Source organism: Rhodoferax sp. PAMC 29310 (genome assembly GCF_017948265.1).
In the GTDB taxonomy this organism is placed as follows: domain Bacteria; phylum Pseudomonadota; class Gammaproteobacteria; order Burkholderiales; family Burkholderiaceae_C; genus Rhodoferax.
In genome coordinates, this window is sequence record NZ_CP072852.1 from 2,486,177 (window position 1) to 2,506,185 (window position 20,009).

Genomic DNA, 20,009 nt, shown 5'->3' on the forward strand with positions numbered 1-20,009 from the left:
TCATGCATGGCGTGACTCCGCCTCAACCTGAGGTGCGATCCAGACCGAAAGGGCGTGGCGCACCTGCGTCAGATCAGAGAAGGGCAAACGGGCTCCCGCCACCTCCTGGTAGTCCTCATGGCCTTTGCCTGCAATCAGCAACACATCCTCGGGGGCCGCGTGGCTGACCGCATGGGCAATCGCCTCAGCGCGGTCTGGCAACACGGTCAGAGAGTGGTGACCGCTCAAACCCAACAAAATCTGACTGATGATGGTCTCGGGCTTTTCGTTGCGGGGGTTGTCACTGGTGACCACCACATGGTCAGCATGACGACCTGCCATGGCGCCAATCAAGGGGCGCTTGCCGGCATCACGGTTGCCGCCACAGCCCAACAGACACCACAACCGGCCTCCACGTTGCAGCGCGAGTGGGCGAAGGGCCTCCAGCGCTTTGCCCACGGCGTCAGGCGTGTGGGCGTAGTCCACCACCGCCAGGGGTTGATTCACACCACCCACGCATTCCATGCGCCCGGGAACCGGGCTCAAGTCGCCGCACACATCAGCCGCAGCGGCCAGCGGGACACCCAGCGAGCGCATCGCACCAATCACGCCCAGCAAGTTGGCCAAGTTGTAAGTCCCTATGAGTCGGGTCTGCAAGGCATGGCTCTCGCGTACGCCGTCTGCCAGCGTCTCGATCAAAGTAAAGCGCAGCCCTTGGGCGTCGTAGCTGATGTGGTCAGCCTGCAAGCGTGCCGGGCCCGCACAGGATGTGGTCCAGATCTGCGGGAGCTTGCCCACCAGGGCTGCCGCCAATTCAGCACCCTGAACATCGTCAACATTGATCACCGCCGCTTGCAGGCCCGGCCAGACGAAGAGTTGGGCCTTGGCCTGCCAGTAGGCCGCCATGGTGCCGTGGTAATCCAAGTGGTCCTGCGTGAAATTGGTGAAGATGGCGGTGTGAATCCGGGTGCCGTCCAGGCGACGTTCTTCAATGCCGATGGATGACGCCTCAATGGCGCAGGCTTGCACGCCATTTTGCAAAAACTGGTTGAAGTGGTATTGCAGCAACACGGGGTCGGGCGTCGTCATGCCGGTGCTCAACAGGGCCGGTGCAGCGCCTGGTGCGTCAACGGCTGAACGGCCAGGCTGAGGCGGGCGACCAATACCCAAAGTACCCACTAATCCGCAGGGAATCCGCGCAGACTGCTTCACATTTGATAGCGCCTGCGCCAACCACCAGGCCACGGACGTTTTACCGTTGGTTCCGGTGACGGCCACCACTGTTAACCGTTCTGACGGCTGGGAAAAATAGGTGGCAGCAACGGGGCCGCTGGCCGCCTTGAGCTGACCGAAGCTTGCGACTCTTTCGTCTTCAAATTTGAAGCTGGTGACACCTTCATGTTCCACAAGACAAGCGGCAGCACCGCGCGCCAAGGCGCCGGCCACATGCTCGCGCGCATCGGTCGCGGCACCCGGCCAGGCAATGAAGCCGTCACCCGGCTGAACTTGCCGGTTGTCGGTCTGCAGAGTGCCCGTCACGCGGCTGCTCAGCCATTGAGCTGCTTCTGAGGGAGTGTGTAGCTGTCGCATTAGAAGCTTTCCTCGACGGCTTCCGCAACGATTTGGGGTTTGACTGAGATGTCTGGTTGAACGCCCAGCATGCGAAGCGTCTGCTGCACGGTGTCACTGAACACCGGCGCCGCCACCAATCCCCCAAAGTACTTGCCATTGTTCGGCTCATCGATGATGACGGCTACCACAATGCGCGGATTCTCGATCGGCGCAATGCCGACAAAGAAGCCGCGGTATTTTTTGTCAGCGTAACCACGCCCTTCCTGCTTGTGCGCCGTGCCGGTTTTTCCGCCCACGGAGTAACCCATGGTTTGCGCCAGCGGTGCCGTACCGCCTGGCCCAGCCACCATGTGCAACATATTGCGCACCGCGCTGGCATTGGCCGCGGACATGACGGGGACGCCCTCGACCCGTTCCGGTGACTTGATCATGGTGACCGGCACCAAGTCGCCGTCTCGCGCGAATACGGTGTAGGCATGGGCCAACTGAAACAGGCTGGCAGACAGTCCATAGCCATAGCTCATCGTGGCCTGCTCAATCGGTTTCCAGGTTTTGTAGGCCCGCAAACGACCGCTGACAGCGCCGGGAAACGGCACGTCCGGCTTTTGCCCAAACCCGACCTTGGTGTACATCTCCCACATGTCGCGGGGCTGCATTTGCATCGCAATCTTGACCGTGCCAACATTGCTCGACTTCTGAATCACTTCGTTGACCGTCAGAATGCCTTGCGGATGCGAGTCGCTGATAGTGGAGTTGCCAATGCTGATGCGTCCGGGTGCGGTTTGAATAGCCGTCGTGGGAGTCACCAGGCCTTTTTCCAGCGCCAAGCCGACAACAAATGGCTTCATCGTTGAGCCCGGCTCAAACGTATCCGTCAGGGCCCGGTTTCTGAGCTGCCCGCCGCTGAGGTTTTCGCGCTTGTCTGGCGCATAGCTGGGGTAATTGGCCAACGCCAACACTTCGCCGGATCGGACATCCAGTACCACGACACTGCCTGCCTTGGCCTTCTGCAACAGCACCGCGTCGCGCAGCTTCTGGTAGGCGAAAAATTGAATCTTGCTGTCGATGCTGAGTTGTAAATCCTTGCCCTCAACCGGTGCCACGGTCTCGCCCACGGCCTCCACCACACGACCCAAACGGTCTTTGATCACGCGACGGGAACCACTGCGCCCCGCCAACTCCTTGTTGAAGGTCAGCTCCACACCCTCCTGGCCTTTGTCCTCAATATTGGTGAACCCCACGACGTGCGCGACGGCCTCACCTTCTGGGTACTGCCGCTTGTATTCCTTGCGCTGGTAAATGCCCTTGATGTCGAGTGCGGTGATCTGCTGCGCCACTGACTCATCCACCTGCCGCTTCAGCCAGACAAAAGTCTTGTCTTCATCGGCCAGTCGCCTGTCCAAATCCGCGGGCGACATCTCCAGCAGTTTGGCCAGCTTGCGCAACCGGACCGCATCGCGTTCGACGTCTTCGGGAATGGCCCAGATGCTGGGTGCCGGAATACTGGACGCCAGAATCAGTCCGTTGCGGTCCAGCACGCGCCCCCGATTGGCAGGAAGGGTCAGGGTACGACCAAAGCGAACCTCTCCCTGGCGTTGAAAGAAATCATTGGCAATGATCTGGATGTAACTCGCCCTGACCGCCAAGGCGAGAAAGCCCAATGCGATGGCCGCGACAATGAATTTGCTGCGCCACACCGGCGTGCGACTGGCCAGCAAAGGGCTGGAGGTGTAGGCGATGCTGCGGCTCATGGCTTGCGCCCCGCCTCAACGATCTGACCAGTGACGGTGTCTTTGACAGCCTCTGGCTGTGGTGCACCTTGATAGCTGACATAGTGGGTGATGGCCGGTGTTGCCGTGCGCATCTGCAGTTTCGACTTGGCCAGCGCCTCCACCCTCAAAGGCGTGGACTGCTCGCGGTTTTCCACTTGCAGCCGCTCACTGTCCGTCGCGATCCGTCGGGACTCCGAGCGTGCTTTATCGAGGTCGGAAAACAGTCGACGTGACTCGTACTGCACATTGACCAAGTACAGGGCGCTGGCCAAAACAGCCAGCAACAAGACGAGGTTGACTCGGATCACGCACCGGTCCTCTGCGCCACACGCATGATGGCACTGCGGGATCGCTTATTGCCAGAAACTTCCGCCACACTGGGCTTCACGCGATCCAGCGCCTTCAATTGCATCACCTTGGGCTGTGCAAACGGGTTTCGGCGGTCATAGACATCGCGCGAGTGCTTGGCGATGAATTGCTTGACGATGCGATCCTCCAGCGAGTGAAAGCTGATCACCACCAATCGTCCGCCCGGCGCCAGCACATCCAGACTGGCTTCTAGCGCCTGTTGCAACTCCTCAAGCTCGGCGTTGATGAAAATCCGAAAAGCCTGAAATGTGCGCGTTGCAGGGTTCTGGCCCTGCTCGCGGGTTTTGACCGTGTCAGCCACGAGCTGGGCCAGCTCGGTGGTGGTTGAAATTGGCCCCCGCTCCTGTCGGCGAGCAACAATCGCCTTTGCAATTGGCCCAGCAAACCGTTCTTCACCATAGTCACGTATCACCTCCGCAATTTTGTCAACTTCAGCATCCACCAACCACTCGGCCACGCTTTCACCGCGCGTCGTGTCCATGCGCATATCCAGTGGGCCTTCAAACCTGAAACTAAACCCCCGATCCGGGTTGTCAATTTGGGGGGAACTGATGCCCAAATCCAGCAACACTCCAGCCACGCTGGCTTTGGGGAGTTCCCCTAGATGGGAGAACCCCTGGTGGCGAATTGAGAATCGCTCGTCAGCGATCGTGGCGGCTTCTGCCAATGCATCCAGATCTTTGTCGTAAGCGATCAGCCGCCCCTGGGGCGACAAACGCGACAGAATCAGACGGGAGTGTCCGCCACGGCCAAACGTGGCGTCGACGTAGGTCTGCGAAGCCGACTCCAAGTCAGCCGGGGCAGCATCCGGATTGTTGAGTAACGCGTCGGCAGCTTCATTCAACAAAACGGTGGTGTGTGTCCATGTGGTGTCCACCATCAACCTTTAGAAAGAAAAATCTTTAAAGACGTCGGGCATCTCGCCCTGCATCGCCTTCGCCTCTTGGGCGTCGTACGTGGCCTTGTCCCACAGCTCAAAATGATTCCCCATGCCCAGCAGCACGGTGTCGCGGCTGATGCCTGCGGCCTCTCGCAATTCAGGGGAGACCAAAATTCGCCCGGTGCCATCCATATCCACATCCATGGCATTGCCCAGAAAGATCCGCTTCCACCACTGGGCCGACATCGGCAGGGTGGCAATGCGTTCGCGGAACTTCTCCCACTCAGGCCGAGGGAACACCATGAGGCAGCCATGAGGGTGTTTGGTGAGCGTCAATTGACCCGCAGCCGTGGCGCTCAAGACGTCACGATACCGGGTCGGCACAGACAGCCGACCCTTCGCATCCAGAGTCAATGACGAAGCGCCTTGGAACACAACAACTCACCCTTTTTCAATGAAACCGCGGGAGCAAATCTCTACGCGGGCACTTTTTACCACTTAATTGCACTTTTTTGCACTGTATCAGCAAATGCAAGTAATGCAAGGACACTTGCAACAATTTTTCAATGAAATCAAGGACTTAGCTGTGACTCTGAAGGCAGAACGCTTTGAAAAAACGTTCTAAATTAAGCACTTAGGTCATCTTGTGCAAGTGATGCACGAACACACCGGGTCGTGGCCCGGCGGTATATTTACAAAATGTAACGAGATAGATCCTCATCCCGACTCAACTCACCCAATCGAGCATCCACATAAGCGGCGTCGACTTGAATGGTTTGCCCCGCCAATTGGGTCGCGTCAAAACTCACTTCGTCCAGCAAGCGCTCCATCACCGTTGACAGGCGTCGGGCGCCAATGTTTTCAGTTCGCTCATTGACATCAAAAGCAATGTGAGCCAAACGGGCGATACCCTCATCCAGAAACTCGATGGTGACGTTTTCGGTGGCCAGCAACGCCTGGTACTGCTTGACCAACGAGACATGGGTTTGCGTGAGGATGGCAACGAAATCCTCCACAGACAAAGACTGCAGTTCCACACGAATCGGAAAACGCCCCTGCAGCTCAGGAATAAGGTCACTCGGCTTGCTCAAATGAAAAGCGCCAGAGGCAATGAACAAAATGTGGTCGGTTTTGACCGCCCCGTATTTGGTGGACACCGTGGTTCCCTCGACCAGTGGGAGCAAGTCGCGCTGAACACCTTGGCGCGACACCTCGGAGCCACTCCCCTCCGAACGCGAGGTGACTTTATCCATCTCATCGATGAACACAATGCCGTTTTGCTCCAGCATGTGCAGGGCCTGAACCTTGATGTCTTCCTCGTTCACCAGTTTGGCGGCCTCTTCATCGACCAGAAGCTTCAAGGCCTCAGAGATTGTCAACTTCCGTGCCTGGCGCTTGGTATGCCCCATCTGACCAAACATGCCGCGCAACTGCTCGGTCATCTCTTCCATGCCGGCAGGGCCCATGATCTCCAGCGCCTGAGAAGGTTGGGCCAGGTCAATTTCAATCTCCTTGTCTGCCAACTGCCCTTCACGCAATTTCTTGCGAAAAGTCTGGCGCGCCGTGCTTTCAGGCTCCGAACCCGGGTTGACTCCGAATTCACCCCTGGGTTGTGGGACTAGGATGTCCAGCACACGCTCTTCCGCGGCATCTTCGGCCCGGGCGCGAACCTTGGCCATTTCAACAACCCGGGTCTGCTTCACCGCGATGTCGGCCAAGTCACGAATGATGGCATCCACATCCTTGCCCACATAACCAACTTCCGTGAATTTGGTCGCCTCGACCTTGATAAACGGCGCATCCGCCAACCGGGCCAGACGACGGGCAATTTCGGTTTTACCGACCCCAGTTGGGCCAATCATGAGAATATTTTTGGGCGTGATCTCGGCGCGCAAGCCTGGCTCCACCTGCTGACGCCGCCAGCGATTGCGCAGTGCAATGGCGACCGCTCGTTTGGCCTGCTGCTGGCCAACAATGTAGCGGTCAAGTTCAATGACGATTTCTTGCGGAGTCATGGACGACATAGGGTTACTCGAAAAATTGGGGATGGTGGCGCGAGGCCGATGGCAGGTTCGACAAGCGGGGGGTCACAGAGTTTCGATGGTGTGATTCATATTGGTATAGATACACAACTCCCCCGCGATCTCCAGTGACTTCTTCACAATCTCTTGTGCCGATAGTTCGGTGTTATTCAACAGCGCGACTGCTGCGGCCTGCGCAAAGGCGCCGCCCGACCCAATCGTGACAATGCCGTTCTCAGGCTCCAGAACATCACCATTGCCCGTGATAATCAAGGAAGCCTCCTGGTCCGCCACAGCGAGCATGGCCTCCAAACGCCGCAACACCCGATCAGTGCGCCAATCCTTGGTCAACTCAATGGCCGCACGCACCAAGTGTCCCTGATGCTTTTCGAGCTTGGCCTCAAAGCGCTCAAACAGCGTAAACGCGTCGGCGGTTGCGCCGGCAAAGCCCGCCAACACCTTGCCGTGATAGAGCTTGCGGACCTTTCTGGCGGTTCCTTTGACAACGATATTACCCAGCGTAACTTGCCCATCGCCGCCAATCGCTACCTGAACGCCTTGCGGGGTCATTCGACGAACGGAAATAATGGTGGTGCCGTGAAATTGTTCCATGCTTGTTTTTAACTCAGGTTCGCTCCACCGGCTGAGCGGTCGAGGAAAATTCAGAAAACCGTGTTACCGATTGCGAAGAATGATGCGAGCGTGTTCGCTAATGCCGATGACATTGAAGAAGGCCGCCACTAGGCGAGGCACCTCGATAAAGCGAACTTCGTAACCGTCTGCGACTCGCCCAGACACCCAATTCAGAATACTACCCGCGGCCGAAAAATCCACCCGGATCAGGCGTGCGCAGGACACAACCAGGCAACCTTTCCCAGCGCCAGCTTCGAATTGACCCAGTGCCGCCATGGCGTCGCCGAGAACCTCACCTGACAACTCCAACTCTGCATTGGGCAACGCGTATAAGTCTGCCGACAGGGTCGGAAACTGATTGCCATCCGATGACTGACTGGGTGGTCGACGCTCCTGTGGGAGCGCTCCTTCGGCGGCGCCCAAATTCAGCCCCACGCGATTTAGAACATGCTCACACTGTGTCGTACGCCAGGGTGGCGGGGAGACTTCATAAGTGACACAGTAGTCTAGGGCTGCCAACTCAAAGTCATCCTGCTGAGCCATCAGCCGCATCAGGTTCAACCGAAGCTGCCACCAACACAAGCCAACGCCAGCGTCGCCTGATGGCGTTTTCGCACGCAAGATGGTCTGGAACGCCTCAACCCCATCGAACTTCAGTTTGACGGGCTGATCGCACCACTGAGAAAAAAGTGACGCCAGTTCGTCAGCAGCAGTGTCTGTGGCATTGGAAAACAGTCCCCAGTTAAATTGCCAAGGTATGGCAGCGGTCGCCAATTCGGCGCGCAACTCCACCAACGAATCTACATTGAGATCCGCCGGGCAGACCCACGCGAACTGTTGCCCCGGACTCCCAACAGGCGACACAGGTGTTGCGGCATTGGGCTTCCCCAGCAACTCGGGCGTGGAGAACCAAGCGGGGGCAGACCGCCCATACCGCTGGGCGTACTCGATCGCCACCCGATCAAAACTGAACTCCTGCCCGGTGGCACGATAGAGGTCAAACAGCGCTGTGGCCCATATATCGGCCATGGAGGCTTGAACGTTGTCTGCCTGCAAAGCACCCAGCAGAGCTGCCTCAGCGCCAGCATCATCGCCGTTGGCAAAGCGGATGGCCGCTTCTTCAAGGTCAGGGTCCGCCAAGTCGTCCTTCAGTTCGACCGAAAACAAGTCAAAACTAGAGAAAACACTGCCGTCACTTGCGCCAGAGGCCCTGCCCACAGGGATGTGTTGACGATTGGCCATCAACTCCTCACCACCCGTGCGGGTCGGCTCAAAGTCTTGTTGTGGCACAACGAATGCAGGGCCACCATCGTCAGCTTGCGTCGGCGCAAACGTGCTGACAGCCCCACTGGGGGCTGAAGTGGTGACATTCGCTTGATCAGCGACGGGAGCGGGTTTGGCTGCGTCGGCAGGCCCATCCTGTTTACCCTTCCACCACTGTTTGGACATTTGCGCTTCGATTTCGTCGATCTTCTTGATCGTCATTGCGCGCTCGCCATGATTGGCATTCAGACTGCTGTGAAAAAATGAGGGCCGACTGCCCAGGTCAGATGGCGCCACCGGCTCATTGCGACGCAATTTGCGCAGCACATCGAACTCACGCCGACGAACAAAGTCGTTTTGGCGCTTGCGCTCAATCATCTCCTTGAGAGCCGCCTTGCTGTAGCCTCCATCACTCTGCGCTTCCGGCGCGTCCAGCTCCGACCAATCCTTGGTCGGATTGCGGACGAACTTCGCCATCTTGGACAACAGGCCCGCGTTAGTTTCTTTTGGGATCATGTGCCGGAGAGTTGATGAGATATTTGGGAACGAATACTCAATCTCCAAACATTTTCTGCTTCAATTCGCGGCGTTGCTGCGCCTCAAGAGACAGCGTCGCTGTGGGGCGGGCCAGGAGGCGGCCAATGCCAATCGGCTCACCCGTTTCATCGCAATAGCCATAATCGCCACCGTCAATTCGCACAATGGATTGCTCGATCTTTTTCAACAGCTTGCGTTCCCGGTCTCTCGTGCGCAACTCCAACGCATGCTCTTCTTCAATCGTGGCGCGGTCAGCAGGATCCGGCACCACCACGGTGTCTTCACGCAGATGCTCGGTTGTCTGCCCTGCGCTGCTCAAAATTTCCTGTTTGAGAATTGACAACTTGCGGCGGAAATAGGCCATCTGTGTGTCGTTCATGTACTCGTCATCCGACATGGCGATCATTTCCGCGTCGTTCAATTGGTCAACCGACTTGGTCTTCCAATTGTTGGCCAACTTGGGGTCTTTCTTGATCGCAGACGCCAGCGGCGGAATGATCGGCTGAGGTGATGGATCCTGCGCAAAGCTAGCCTTGGCAGCCGTTGACGCTACGGACTGGGCCATGGAAGGAACGGTCAACTGAGCCAATCGCGACGAAGGTCGCCCCGAGCGCACAGGCACTGACTGATCTGAAGACGATGCAACGGGCTCGGCAACGGGCTTGCTGACCGCCGCCTTGCTCATGGTTCCGGAGGCAACTGAGTGCGTCACTTTGGCTTTGGTTACGGCCACTTCTGGTTTGGCGGCTTTCACGATCGATGTTTTCACAGCTTCCTTTACTTGAACTTTGGCGGGCAACTTTACAGAGCTGCTTGATTTGGATGTGGCCTTTGCCTCGGCCGCTGGGCGGTCAGACGTTGGCTTGATTTTTTTGACCTTGGGTGAAGCCTTGGTGAACGCAGCGGACTCAACCGGGCGTTTGACGGGCACTGGCGCAGCCAATTTAGCCTTGGACTGCGGCTTGGTTGGCGTCTTGGTCGCCAATGGCAACACCTTTTCGACCCCTTTGATGGGTCCAGATTGCACTTTCACTACTTGCCTCCTCGCAGGTTTTGCCGGTGCGTCTTTGACTTTGCCAGTCGCAGCCTGTGCGCCCGCTTTTGCGGGTCTCACAGTGGCTGCATCTGCTCCCCCCGAGAGCTTTCGACGCTCCTTGGCGGGGGATTTCATTCGCGGGCGAGTGTACCGCTTTCGACACCGGAAAACCAAAAAGTTGCAAAAGCGAGACAAACATCGTCATGCATCCCTATCGAGAGGAGTGAATCAAACCAGGCTTTGCTCCATGCCTTGCAGGAAAATATCTTTGGGCAAGTCAATCCCAATAAACACCATCTTGCTGCACCGCTGCTCACCATCGGCCCATGCTGGCCCGAGGTCACTACCCATGAGCTGGTGAACCCCCTGGAAAATGACCTTGCGGTCAGTGCCCTTCATATAGAGCACGCCTTTGTAACGCAGCATCCGGGGTCCATAGATATTGACAATCGCGCCCAGAAAATCCTCCAGCTTGGCGGGGTCAAAAGCACGATCTGACTTGAATACAAAGCTTTTGACGTCGTCGTCGTGATGGTGATGGTGACCGCTTTCATGCTGATGGGAGGGGTGGTCGCAGGCCTCGCCGTGCTCGTGGTCATGTCCGGCGTGGTCGTGTTCTTCGTCCTTAAGGAAGTCCGGATCGATATCCAACTTCGCATTCAGGTTGAAGCCACGCAGGTCAAACACCTCTGACAAAGCCACTTCGCCAAAATGCACTGCTTTTTGCGGCGCGCGCGGGTTCATGTGCTTGAGCCGATGCGTCAGGGCGTCGACTTCGTCTTTGCTCACCAAATCCGTCTTACTGATGAAGATTTGGTCGGCAAAACCCACCTGACGCCTTGCTTCCTGGCGATCGTTCAGTTGGGTGGTCGCATGTTTGGCGTCTACCAGAGTCAGGATGGAGTCCAGCAGGTAGCTCTCGGCAATTTCTTCATCCATGAAAAAGGTCTGAGCCACCGGGCCGGGGTCGGCCACACCGGTGGTTTCGATCACCACGCGCTCAAAATCAAGCTCGCCTTTGCGCTTTTTCTCAGCCAGATCGCGCAGGGTATTGCGCAGGTCTTCGCGAATGGTGCAGCAAATGCAGCCATTGCTCATTTGAATGATCTGCTCCTGAGTGTCGGACACAAGGATGTCACTGTCAATATTTTCTTCGCCGAACTCGTTCTCGATGACGGCGATTTTCTGACCGTGGGCCTCGCTCAGCACGCGCTTGAGCAGGGTGGTTTTGCCCGAGCCCAAAAAGCCCGTCAGGATGGTTACAGGTATAAGACTCATCACTTTTCTCAATCGGTTGCCATGGTGATGGAGCATCACACTCGGACTGTTGACCGGTGATCTGCCCCGCTGGGATCCGGAACTTGGAAGCCGGGAGTGTACTGGTCAATGGCCGACAGCTCACTTACGCATGACAACAAGCCCTTTCAGGTATTCCCCTTCCGGAAACTCAATGGTCATGGGGTGATCGGGCGCACCGCCCATGCGCTCGGTGATGTACCCATCCACGGAGGCGTCAATGCCTGCTGAGGCAACAATTTTGTGAAACAAATCCGCGCTGATGCCCCCTGAGCAAGAGTAAGTAAACAGCACCCCGCCCGGTTCCAGCAGCTTGAAGGCCAGGCGATTGATGTCTTTGTAAGCCCGCGCAGCGCGCTCGGCATGGGTCACCGTCGGCGCAAACTTGGGCGGGTCCAGCACGATGGCATCAAAGGTGCGCCCTTCAGCGACAAACTGGCGCAAGGAAGCGTTGACATCCGCATCCATAAAAGTCGCCCGGCTGGCGTCAAAGCCGTTCAAGGCCACGTTGGCCGCCGCTTTCTCAATGGCCGGGCCCGACGAGTCGATGGACGTGACGTGGGCAGCGCCACCGGTCAGGGCCGCCACGGTGAAGCCGCCGGTGTAGCAGTAGCAATTCAAAACACGCTGGAAGTTCAGTCGCTTGGCGTACTGGGCAAAACGCTGGCGGCTGTCACGCTGATCCAGGTAAAAGCCGGTTTTATGCCCGGTGGCGATGTTGACGGCCAAGCGCCAGTCATGCTCATGCAGCACCAAATCCAGTGGGCCCTCCCCTCGCAACCAACCCGTAACTTCAGGCAAACCTTCCAGCGCGCGACCACTGGCGTCTGAGCGCTCATACAGGCGGGACAGTCCGGTGGCAGCCAACAAGGCATCGACCAACACGTCTTTCCAGCGCTCGGCGCCGCAGGACAAAAACTGGGCGACCAGCGTGTCGCCGTAACGGTCGACGATCACGCCCGGCAAGCCATCTGACTCGCCGTGTACCAGACGCATACTGTCACTATGGATATCAAACCGACCTCTAGCGCTCACAGAGGCTGCGACAGTAGCTATCAAAAACGAAGTATCAATTGGCCTGGTCTCGTTAAAACTCCAGACCCGAGCCCGTATCTTGGACGTGGGACTGAAGGCAGCCCAGCCCAGGAACTGACCGTCGGCCGATTCAACTCGCACCGTTTCACCCGATTCGGCACTGCCATTGGCAATGGCGGACTCAAAAATCCAGGGGTGGCGGCGCAAAAGAGAGCGCTCTTTGCCGGCTCTTAAACGAATAATTTTCATGGGCCGATTGTGACGCCTGACCACCCCCACCAAGTTCGATCAGGTCAAACTTTGGACTCAATAGGTGATGGCCATGTTCGGCACATCCACCTGAATCATGGGCTTGCCCAAAGCGGCGTGAACGGCCTGCGTGAAATTGGCCGCCCAGGCCGCATCGGACAACAATGAGGCACCTGCCGCCTGGGTGACGACCAACACTTTGTCGGCGGTCAAGACCTTGCCACTGGCACGCAGCGGCTCGCAGTCCAGTTCAGTGAACTGGCCGTCTAGCCATTGCCGGGCCGCCTCCGACGCCATCGGCGCCGCCTCATTGACGTTGAATGTGAACTCCACCCCTTTGTCCAATAGGACGCGTACTTGAGAGCGCATGGCCTCTCCTTTTTGTATTGAAGGTCGCTAGTTTGCCTTAGTCTGCGTCCTTGCCCTTGATCTTGGCGCGCGGGTGAGCGGCGTCGTAGGCCTTGGCCAGGTGCTGAAAGTCCAGTCGGGTGTAGACCTGCGTGGTGCTGATATTGGCATGGCCCAGCAATTCCTGAACCGCCCTCAAGTCGCCGCTGGACTGCAGTAAATGGCTGGCAAAGGAGTGGCGCAGCATGTGGGGATGCACCGGGGTGGCCAAGCCGGCCTGCTGGCTGCGCTGCTTCAAGCGCAGCCAGATCGACTGCGCACTCAGGCGAGTGCCGTTGCGGCCAATGAACAGAGCCGCTTGTGAGTCGAAGGCGTGAGCCGGATCGCGCACCGCCAGCCAACGCTGTAAAGCCTCGCTGGCCTTCGCTCCGACCGGTACGGTGCGCCGCTTGCCGCCTTTGCCCAGCACATGGGCCTCGCCCGCCTGCCCATCCACCCAGCCACGTGCACTCGTTGACGCATGAACATCCAGCCCGGTGAGCTCGCCCACCCGCAGACCGCCGCCATACAACAACTCCACCAGCGCCGCGTCGCGCGCCTCCAGCCAAGGGCCCTGGTCTTTGCCCTCAAAACTGGCGAGTTGAACCGAGTCGTCCACGCTCAGGGCCTTGGGCAAGGGTTTACCGGCTTTGGGGGCGCGCACGTCTTGCACTGGATTGCTGGCCACCAAGCCCTCGCGGCCAAGCCAGGTGTAAAAACCCCGCCAGCCCGACAAAATCAGGGCAATGCCACGGCCACTGCGTCCGCCACCGTGCATGCTGGCCACCCAGCGACGGATGTGGTGGTTTTGAACCTGGATCAACTCGACTGGCACTTGCGCGGCAAAGTCGCTCAACTTGGTTAAATCCAGCGCGTACAAAGTAACAGTGCGGTCCGCCAGCCGCTTTTCGACGCGCACATGCTCCAAATAGCGCTCAACCAGCGGACTCAGCGCGCCGGGCGCTGGCGTGTCGGCGGTCTCACGGGCTTGAGCCATGGATTGATGCGTCAATCAAGCCCGAGCCGCAATCCTCAACGCAGGCGCGTCAGGGCGGCACTAGCCAACTCGGCGATGCGCTCCAAAAAGTCCGTGCCCATGGAGCTGGCAAAGCGCTGTGCATCAGGTGAAGCCAACACCAGCATGCCAAAAGCCGGGGTGGCCGAGCCAATCAGCCCGGCCCGCAGCGGCAGAATGGCCAGAGAGACGGCCAGGTGAGGCTCGGGCAGCCAGCTCACCGCCTCAAAACCGCTGTTCACGCCGCAAAACGGCTCCATCAATGAGGAGGCAAACAGCTTGGCGTCGTCGCTCACCCCCTGCGTGAAGTCGGCATGGGCGAACTGCGGCGCCACATCCCAGACCTTGATGCCTACTTGCGGCATCGAGAACTGGTCTTGAATTTCTGCAGCGATCTGTGCGGGCAGTGCCAGCACGTCGTTTGATGAGAACAAGGTGCGCGCCCAGCGCAACAGCTTGTCCGACAGGATCACGTTCTCGTTGCCATTGCGGATCATGTCCATGATTCGGTGCTCCAGGCCCTTGATCTTGTCGCGCAGCATCTGCGCCTGACGCTCCTGAAGGCTCACAGCGCGGTTGCTGTGGGGGCTGTTCAGGTGAACGGCGGCCAACAGTTCGGCATGGCGCTCAAAAAAGTCAGGGGTGTTGGCCAGGTAGTTGGCGATGTCGTCTTCGGTGATGGGGTTGGTCAAAGTAGTGGTCATAAGGTCTCGGGCAGGTCAATTTCGCCATGGAAAACGGTCGTAGCCGGACCGGTCATCATTACAGAAGATGCACCGCCGGCCCAGGAAATAGTCAGCACGCCACCGTGGGTTTGCACATCCACAGTCTCGTCCAGCAGGCCCAGCCGAATGCCGGCGACCACCGCCGCACAGGCGCCGGTGCCGCAGGCCAGGGTTTCGCCAGCGCCGCGCTCAAACACCCGCAGGCGAATGTGGCCGCGGTCGACCACCTGCATAAAACCGGCATTCACCCGGCGGGGGAAGCAGGCATGGTGCTCGATCAATGGGCCCTGAGTCAACACCGGCGCCGTGTCGACATCGTCCACCACTTGCACCGCGTGGGGGTTGCCCATGGAAACAACCGCTACCAAAACAGGAGCTGTCTGCGCCAGTCCAGCAAGGGCCAGAGGCCATTTTTGCCATGAGCCCAAGGGCTCGTGCTGGATGCCCTGCGCATCGAAGGGAATGTCCGCCAGATCAAACACGGGCGACCCCATGTTCACTGTGACACGGCCGTCATCGTTGAGGCGGGGCTCAATGACGCCTCCCAAGGTTTGCACGCGAATGGCATGCTTGGTGGTCAAGCCGCGGTCCACCACAAAGCGGGCAAAGCAGCGGGAGCCATTGCCGCACTGCTCCACCTCGGCGCCATCGGCGTTGTGGATCACGTATTCAAAGTCGATGCCCGGTGCGAGCGCGGGGCGCACCGTCAAAATTTGGTCCGCGCCGACGCCAAAATGGCGGTCTGCCAAGAAACGGTAGTGCGCGGTGGTCAGTCCGACGCGGCCCTGGGTTTCGTCCAGCACAACAAAGTCGTTGCCGGCGCCCTGCATTTTGGTGAACGGAATTCGCATGCCGGAATTATCCCTTGATCCTTGGCGACAGGGGCAAACGCCGGTATTCGTTGCAAAATCAAATTATGCCCCGCCAAAACCAACTCCTTCACCCGCCCCGCCCGCCAGCCCCCACGCGCCCTGCCGCCACGGTGCTGCTCATGCGAGATGGCCCACAGGGCGTCGAAGTGCTCATGACCCGCCGCGCTACCACGGCCAGCTTTGCGCCCGGCGCCTATGTATTCCCCGGTGGCGGCGTGGACGCGCTGGACGCCACCAGCCACTCGCAGGCCACGCGGCGCCCCAGCCAGAGCGACCTGCACCTGACGCAGGCCATTGCCGCCATTCGCGAAAGCTTCGAAGAATTGGGCGTGCTGCTGGCGCGCCGCCCGGACGGCCGCGTGGCCGACGACAGCGACATTGCCGCACTGGACCGTCACCAGCCCTTTGTGGCCCAATGCAAGGCGCACGGCCTGACCTTGATGGCCCAAGACGTGTTTGTGCTGGCGCACTGGGTGACCGACCGCGACTTGCCGCGCCGCTTTGATGTGCCGTTTTTGATCGCCCGCATGCCCGAAGGTCAGATGCCGGTGGCCGACGAGACCGAGCAGTTTGAGCCCGAGTGGGTGCGCCCCTTCGATGCCTTGGCGCGACACAAGGCGGGCAGCTTTTTCATGATCTTTCCCACCTTGCGCACGCTGGAACGGCTGCAGGACTTCTCCGACGTTGACGCCGTGTTGCAGGCCTGCGCGGTGGACGAGCAACCGTTGTGGACCAGTTGCCCCCGCGCCGGCCTGCTGGCCGGGCGCGAGGCCCGTTATATGGAGCATGAGTTGCCGTTTGGCGAACTCGCAATGGTGTGCCCTGACGGCCAAATCGTGCACGCACTGGACTGGCAGACCGAGCACCCCGTGGCGCTGTTGAACAATGTGCAACGGCTGACGGCGCCCAACCCCGGCGTGATGACCGGCCCCGGCACCAACAGCTATTTGGTGGGTGAGCCCGCCACGGGCTACATCGTGATCGATCCCGGCCCGGCCGACGCGGAGCACCTGGACAAGCTCTGGCGCGCCGCAGGGGGTGATATCCGGCTGATTGTGTGCACCCACTCTCACCCCGACCATTCACCCGGTGCTTTGCCACTGCAAGCCCGTTGCGCTCAAAAACCGCCCATTCTGGGCCTGCCATCAGGCCCCAACGCCCGCGCCGCCAGTGAGTTCACCCCGGACAGGGCGCTACAAGATGAGGAGCTACTCACGCTCACTGGACTTGGGCCAGATGGTGATTTGACCCATACACTGAAAATCGTTCACACGCCGGGCCACGCCGCCAACCACCTGTGCCTGATCTTGCTGGAGGACGGCTTGCTGTTCAGTGGAGACCATATTCTGAATGGCAGCACCACCGTGATTGACCCACCGGATGGCGACATGACGCTTTACCTTCAGTCACTGGACCGCTTGAGTGAGCTTGGCGAACAAGACCGGCTGGACTACATCCTGCCCGCCCATGGCTACGTCATGGGCGGGCCCACCGGCGAAGCCGCGCAGGCCATCAGCCATCTCAAAGCGCACCGTTTGAAACGCGAGGCCAAAATTTTGCGCGCCATGCAGACCGCGCCACAGGGCACGCTGGACGACTGGGTGGCGCTGGCCTATGACGACGTGCCGCCGCGCATGTGGCCGGTGGCTAAACGCTCACTGATGGCCCATGTCGCCCGCCTTGAAAGCTTAATGACGTGACACTGCCTCGACACTCCCTATTGAAAAGCCGACCTGCCGTGCCAAGCTAGGGACCTGTCTAACCCAACCACCCGGAGCCCTGTTGCCCGCCCTCATCCTCACCTGCCTGGCCCTGCTTCTGGTGCTCTGGTTCATGGGTCAACCCTATTGGACGGAGCACAAGCGCCGTCGCCTGCGGGCTCAACCCTTCCCCACCGAATGGCGGCGCATTCTTCAGCGGCGCGTGCCTTATGTGCGGGCCATGCCGGCCGATTTGCAGCTTCAGCTCAAGCAACACATGCTGGTCTTTCTCGCGGAAAAGGCTTTTATCGGCTGTGACGGACTGGAAATCACCGATGAAATCCGCGTCACCGTGGCCGTTCAGGCCTGTCTGTTGCTGCTGAATCGGCCCGGCACCTACTACCCCGGTTTGCGACAAATTCTGGTGTACCCCGGCAGCTTTGTGGTGCACCGGGTGCAAACCGACTATGCGGGCGTGGCCCACCACGAGCCCCGCGCACTGTCCGGCGAGTCTTGGTCTGAGGGCCAGGTCATCCTGTCCTGGCACGACACCTTGGAAGGCGCCGCCAACCCCACGGACGGCCAAAACGTCACCATCCACGAGTTCGCCCATCAACTCGATCAGGAAACCGGTGTAGCCAATGGTGCGCCGATCCTGGGGCGGCGCGCGCATTACGCCCGTTGGACGGAAGTGCTGGGGGCCGAGTTTTCCGCGCTTCAGGCGCGGGCCGACCATCGCACGGCATCGCTGTTCAGCGACTACGGCGCCACCAACCCCGCCGAATTCTTTGCCGTGATTTCCGAGGTTTTCTTTGAGCAACCCCAGCGCATGGCCGACGAGCACCCCGCGCTATATCGTGAACTGTCCCAGTTCTACCAACTCAATCCGCTGAGCTGGTAAATGGCCACACGGTTAACATCCCGCCCATGATTGCGAACAAAAAATCGGCGCCCGGCGCGCCGCGTGAAGACGAACGACTGGCCAAACGGGTGGCCGAACTCGTCCCCTGCTCCCGCCGCGAGGCCGAGCAGTACATTGAAGGCGGCTGGGTCAGTGTGAACGGCCAAGTGGTGGAAGAACCCATGTTCCGGGTCTCCAACCACAAGGTGGAGATTGACAAAGACGCCAGCCTGATGGAGCTCAGCGACGTCACCCTGCTGCTAAACAAGCCGCCCGGCTATGACGCCATGGCCTTGCCCGGCGACGCGAGCAAACACGTGAAACCTGCCCACCAACTGCTGCTGGTGGGCGCCCACGCAGCAGAAGACGCCTCAGGCACCCGCGTCCTGAAGCGCCATTTCTCCAAACTGGAGGCAACGGTGCCGCTAGAGACCGGCGCCAGCGGCTTGGTGATCTTCACGCAGGACTGGCGCGTGGCGCGCAAGCTGATTGAGGATGCGAGCGTGATGGAGCAGGAATTCATCGTGGAAGTTGAAGGCGAAGTGCCGCCAGAAACCATCAAACGATTGAATCACACCCTGTCCAACGACGGCAAACTGCTGCCCACGGTCAAAGTCAGCCTGAACAGTGACAACGAGAAAACATCCAAATTGCGCTTTGCCGTCAAAGGCTCACACCCCGGTTTGATTGCCTACCTGTGCGAGCGGGTGGGCCTGCAAATTGTGAGCATGAAGCGCTTGCGCGTCGGCCGTGTGGCCATGACCCAGTTAGCGCCTGGCAAATGGCGCTACCTGATGGACCACGAGCGCTTCTAAGCCGAACTTGCCTGCCCCGGGGCCGGGCGCACCATGCGGGCGCTGAACAACTGGCCCCGCGCTGCGTCGGTGATTGCTACCACGCAGGGGTGGGTAATGCGCCGCTCCACCGATACGGCAAAGAACTCCTCCGTCAACTCTTCGGTGCGACCAACGATTTCCACGCCAAACTGGTCCACGGTTTCCTCCTCCAGCACCGTGGGCGCCATGAACACCCCCCGCCCTTCGCGACCAAAGGCCTTCATCAGTGCGGCGTCATCAAACTCGCCAATCACACGCGGATAGACCTGCAGCTTGGTCAACCAGCTTTCCAACTGCTGGCGCACCGCCACCGAGGCACCCTGCACCAGCATCGGCATGCCGTTCAGGTTGTGTGGAAAGCTGCCCTTGAGCAAAGGCCGCAAACTGGGTGCGCAAAAAAACGTCATCGGGCTGCCCCCAAGCGGGTGGTTAAACGCTTTCACACTGACGTGACGCGACAAGGGCACGTCCGAAATCACCAAATCCAACTTGTGCAGCGCCAACTGGGCCAGCAAATCCGTGAACTTCCCCTCGCTGCACAAGAGCTTGACTGGCTCAGCCACCGCCATGGCGGGCTCCAGCAAGCGATAGGCCACCGATTTGGCCACTGAATCCGCCACTCCCACCCGAAAATCCAGCACACGTTGTGCACCAATGGGTTGGCGCAACGCACCCTCCATCTCGGCGCTCAAGGCGAAAATTTGGTCCGCGTAGCCCAAAGCCACTCGCCCGTCCTCGGTCAATTCCAGTTGACGGCCGCTTTTGCGAAACAGCGGGCGCCCCAACCATTGTTCCAGCAGTTTGATCTGGCCGGACAGGGTTTGCGGCGTGGTGTGCAACTGCTCGCCCGCACGCATGATGCCGCCGGCCTTGGCGGTGACCCAGAAGTAATGCAAATGTTTGAAATTCATGCTCGTTTACCCTTGATTTC

General features: G+C 59.3%; 19 protein-coding genes. 3 read left to right on the top strand and 16 right to left on the bottom strand.

What is annotated here, in order from left to right; all coding sequences use genetic code 11:
• The 15 genes from J8G15_RS11400 to dapF form a co-directional block, all read right to left on the bottom strand.
• Positions 1 to 1,569, bottom strand: coding sequence for a UDP-N-acetylmuramoyl-L-alanyl-D-glutamate--2,6-diaminopimelate ligase (locus J8G15_RS11400; protein ID WP_210542085.1), 1,569 nt, complete (start codon positions 1,567 to 1,569; stop codon positions 1 to 3).
• Positions 1,569 to 3,302 (bottom strand): penicillin-binding protein 2, encoded by a 1,734-nt coding sequence (locus J8G15_RS11405; RefSeq protein ID WP_210542087.1) that lies wholly within the window; start codon positions 3,300 to 3,302, stop codon positions 1,569 to 1,571. The genes J8G15_RS11400 and J8G15_RS11405 overlap by 1 nt, the downstream gene beginning before the upstream one ends.
• Positions 3,299 to 3,631: a cell division protein FtsL gene (gene ftsL, locus J8G15_RS11410; protein ID WP_210542089.1), complete on the bottom strand. Its 333-nt coding sequence runs from the start codon at positions 3,629 to 3,631 to the stop codon at positions 3,299 to 3,301. The genes J8G15_RS11405 and ftsL overlap by 4 nt, the downstream gene beginning before the upstream one ends.
• Positions 3,628 to 4,572, bottom strand: coding sequence for a 16S rRNA (cytosine(1402)-N(4))-methyltransferase RsmH (rsmH, locus tag J8G15_RS11415; RefSeq protein WP_210542091.1), 945 nt, complete (start codon positions 4,570 to 4,572; stop codon positions 3,628 to 3,630). Before rsmH ends, ftsL begins: the two co-directional genes overlap by 4 nt.
• Before the next feature lie 6 nt (positions 4,573 to 4,578).
• Complete coding sequence (mraZ, locus tag J8G15_RS11420) at positions 4,579 to 5,007, bottom strand: division/cell wall cluster transcriptional repressor MraZ (protein ID WP_210542092.1); 429 nt, start codon at positions 5,005 to 5,007, stop codon at positions 4,579 to 4,581.
• A 257-nt stretch (positions 5,008 to 5,264) separates the two neighbouring features.
• Positions 5,265 to 6,596, bottom strand: a complete 1,332-nt coding sequence (hslU, locus tag J8G15_RS11425) for an ATP-dependent protease ATPase subunit HslU (RefSeq protein ID WP_210542095.1) — start codon at positions 6,594 to 6,596, stop codon at positions 5,265 to 5,267.
• A gap of 63 nt (positions 6,597 to 6,659) precedes the next feature.
• A complete protein-coding gene (gene hslV / locus J8G15_RS11430) occupies positions 6,660 to 7,205 on the bottom strand; it encodes an ATP-dependent protease subunit HslV (RefSeq protein ID WP_210542097.1) in 546 nt (181 codons plus the stop codon).
• Positions 7,206 to 7,268: 63 nt separating this feature from the next.
• Positions 7,269 to 9,005 (bottom strand): STAS domain-containing protein, encoded by a 1,737-nt coding sequence (locus J8G15_RS11435; RefSeq protein ID WP_210542098.1) that lies wholly within the window; start codon positions 9,003 to 9,005, stop codon positions 7,269 to 7,271.
• 37 nt (positions 9,006 to 9,042) lie between these two features.
• Positions 9,043 to 10,059 carry an RNA polymerase-binding protein DksA gene (dksA, locus tag J8G15_RS11440; protein WP_370627416.1) on the bottom strand — a complete coding sequence of 339 codons (1,017 nt, stop codon included), beginning with the start codon at positions 10,057 to 10,059 and terminating at the stop codon, positions 9,043 to 9,045.
• 231 nt (positions 10,060 to 10,290) lie between these two features.
• Positions 10,291 to 11,340, bottom strand: a complete 1,050-nt coding sequence (locus tag J8G15_RS11445; RefSeq protein WP_210542100.1) for a GTP-binding protein — start codon at positions 11,338 to 11,340, stop codon at positions 10,291 to 10,293.
• A 120-nt stretch (positions 11,341 to 11,460) separates the two neighbouring features.
• Positions 11,461 to 12,642: a class I SAM-dependent rRNA methyltransferase gene (locus tag J8G15_RS11450; protein ID WP_210542102.1), complete on the bottom strand. Its 1,182-nt coding sequence runs from the start codon at positions 12,640 to 12,642 to the stop codon at positions 11,461 to 11,463.
• 57 nt (positions 12,643 to 12,699) lie between these two features.
• Positions 12,700 to 13,011 (bottom strand): hypothetical protein, encoded by a 312-nt coding sequence (locus J8G15_RS11455; protein WP_210542104.1) that lies wholly within the window; start codon positions 13,009 to 13,011, stop codon positions 12,700 to 12,702.
• A 37-nt stretch (positions 13,012 to 13,048) separates the two neighbouring features.
• Positions 13,049 to 14,026 carry a tyrosine recombinase XerC gene (locus J8G15_RS11460; protein ID WP_210542106.1) on the bottom strand — a complete coding sequence of 326 codons (978 nt, stop codon included), beginning with the start codon at positions 14,024 to 14,026 and terminating at the stop codon, positions 13,049 to 13,051.
• A gap of 35 nt (positions 14,027 to 14,061) precedes the next feature.
• Positions 14,062 to 14,748, bottom strand: a complete 687-nt coding sequence (locus tag J8G15_RS11465; RefSeq protein ID WP_210542108.1) for a DUF484 family protein — start codon at positions 14,746 to 14,748, stop codon at positions 14,062 to 14,064.
• On the bottom strand, positions 14,745 to 15,620 hold the full coding sequence (gene dapF / locus J8G15_RS11470) for a diaminopimelate epimerase (RefSeq protein WP_210542109.1): 876 nt from the start codon (positions 15,618 to 15,620) through the stop codon (positions 14,745 to 14,747). The genes J8G15_RS11465 and dapF overlap by 4 nt, the downstream gene beginning before the upstream one ends.
• A gap of 65 nt (positions 15,621 to 15,685) precedes the next feature.
• Here dapF and J8G15_RS11475 point away from each other — a divergent pair, with 65 nt between their 5' ends.
• The 3 genes from J8G15_RS11475 (at position 15,686) to J8G15_RS11485 (ending at position 19,057) form a co-directional block, all read left to right on the top strand.
• Positions 15,686 to 17,341 carry an MBL fold metallo-hydrolase gene (locus J8G15_RS11475; protein ID WP_210542111.1) on the top strand — a complete coding sequence of 552 codons (1,656 nt, stop codon included), beginning with the start codon at positions 15,686 to 15,688 and terminating at the stop codon, positions 17,339 to 17,341.
• A gap of 82 nt (positions 17,342 to 17,423) precedes the next feature.
• Entirely contained in the window at positions 17,424 to 18,242 is an 819-nt protein-coding gene (locus J8G15_RS11480) for a zinc-dependent peptidase (protein WP_210542113.1), read from the top strand.
• 26 nt (positions 18,243 to 18,268) lie between these two features.
• A complete protein-coding gene (locus tag J8G15_RS11485; protein ID WP_210542115.1) occupies positions 18,269 to 19,057 on the top strand; it encodes an RNA pseudouridine synthase in 789 nt (262 codons plus the stop codon).
• Here the strand turns inward: J8G15_RS11485 and nhaR are convergent.
• Positions 19,054 to 19,989 carry a transcriptional activator NhaR gene (nhaR, locus tag J8G15_RS11490; RefSeq protein ID WP_210542117.1) on the bottom strand — a complete coding sequence of 312 codons (936 nt, stop codon included), beginning with the start codon at positions 19,987 to 19,989 and terminating at the stop codon, positions 19,054 to 19,056. The genes J8G15_RS11485 and nhaR overlap by 4 nt on opposite strands.
• Positions 19,990 to 20,009 lie beyond the last annotated feature (20 nt).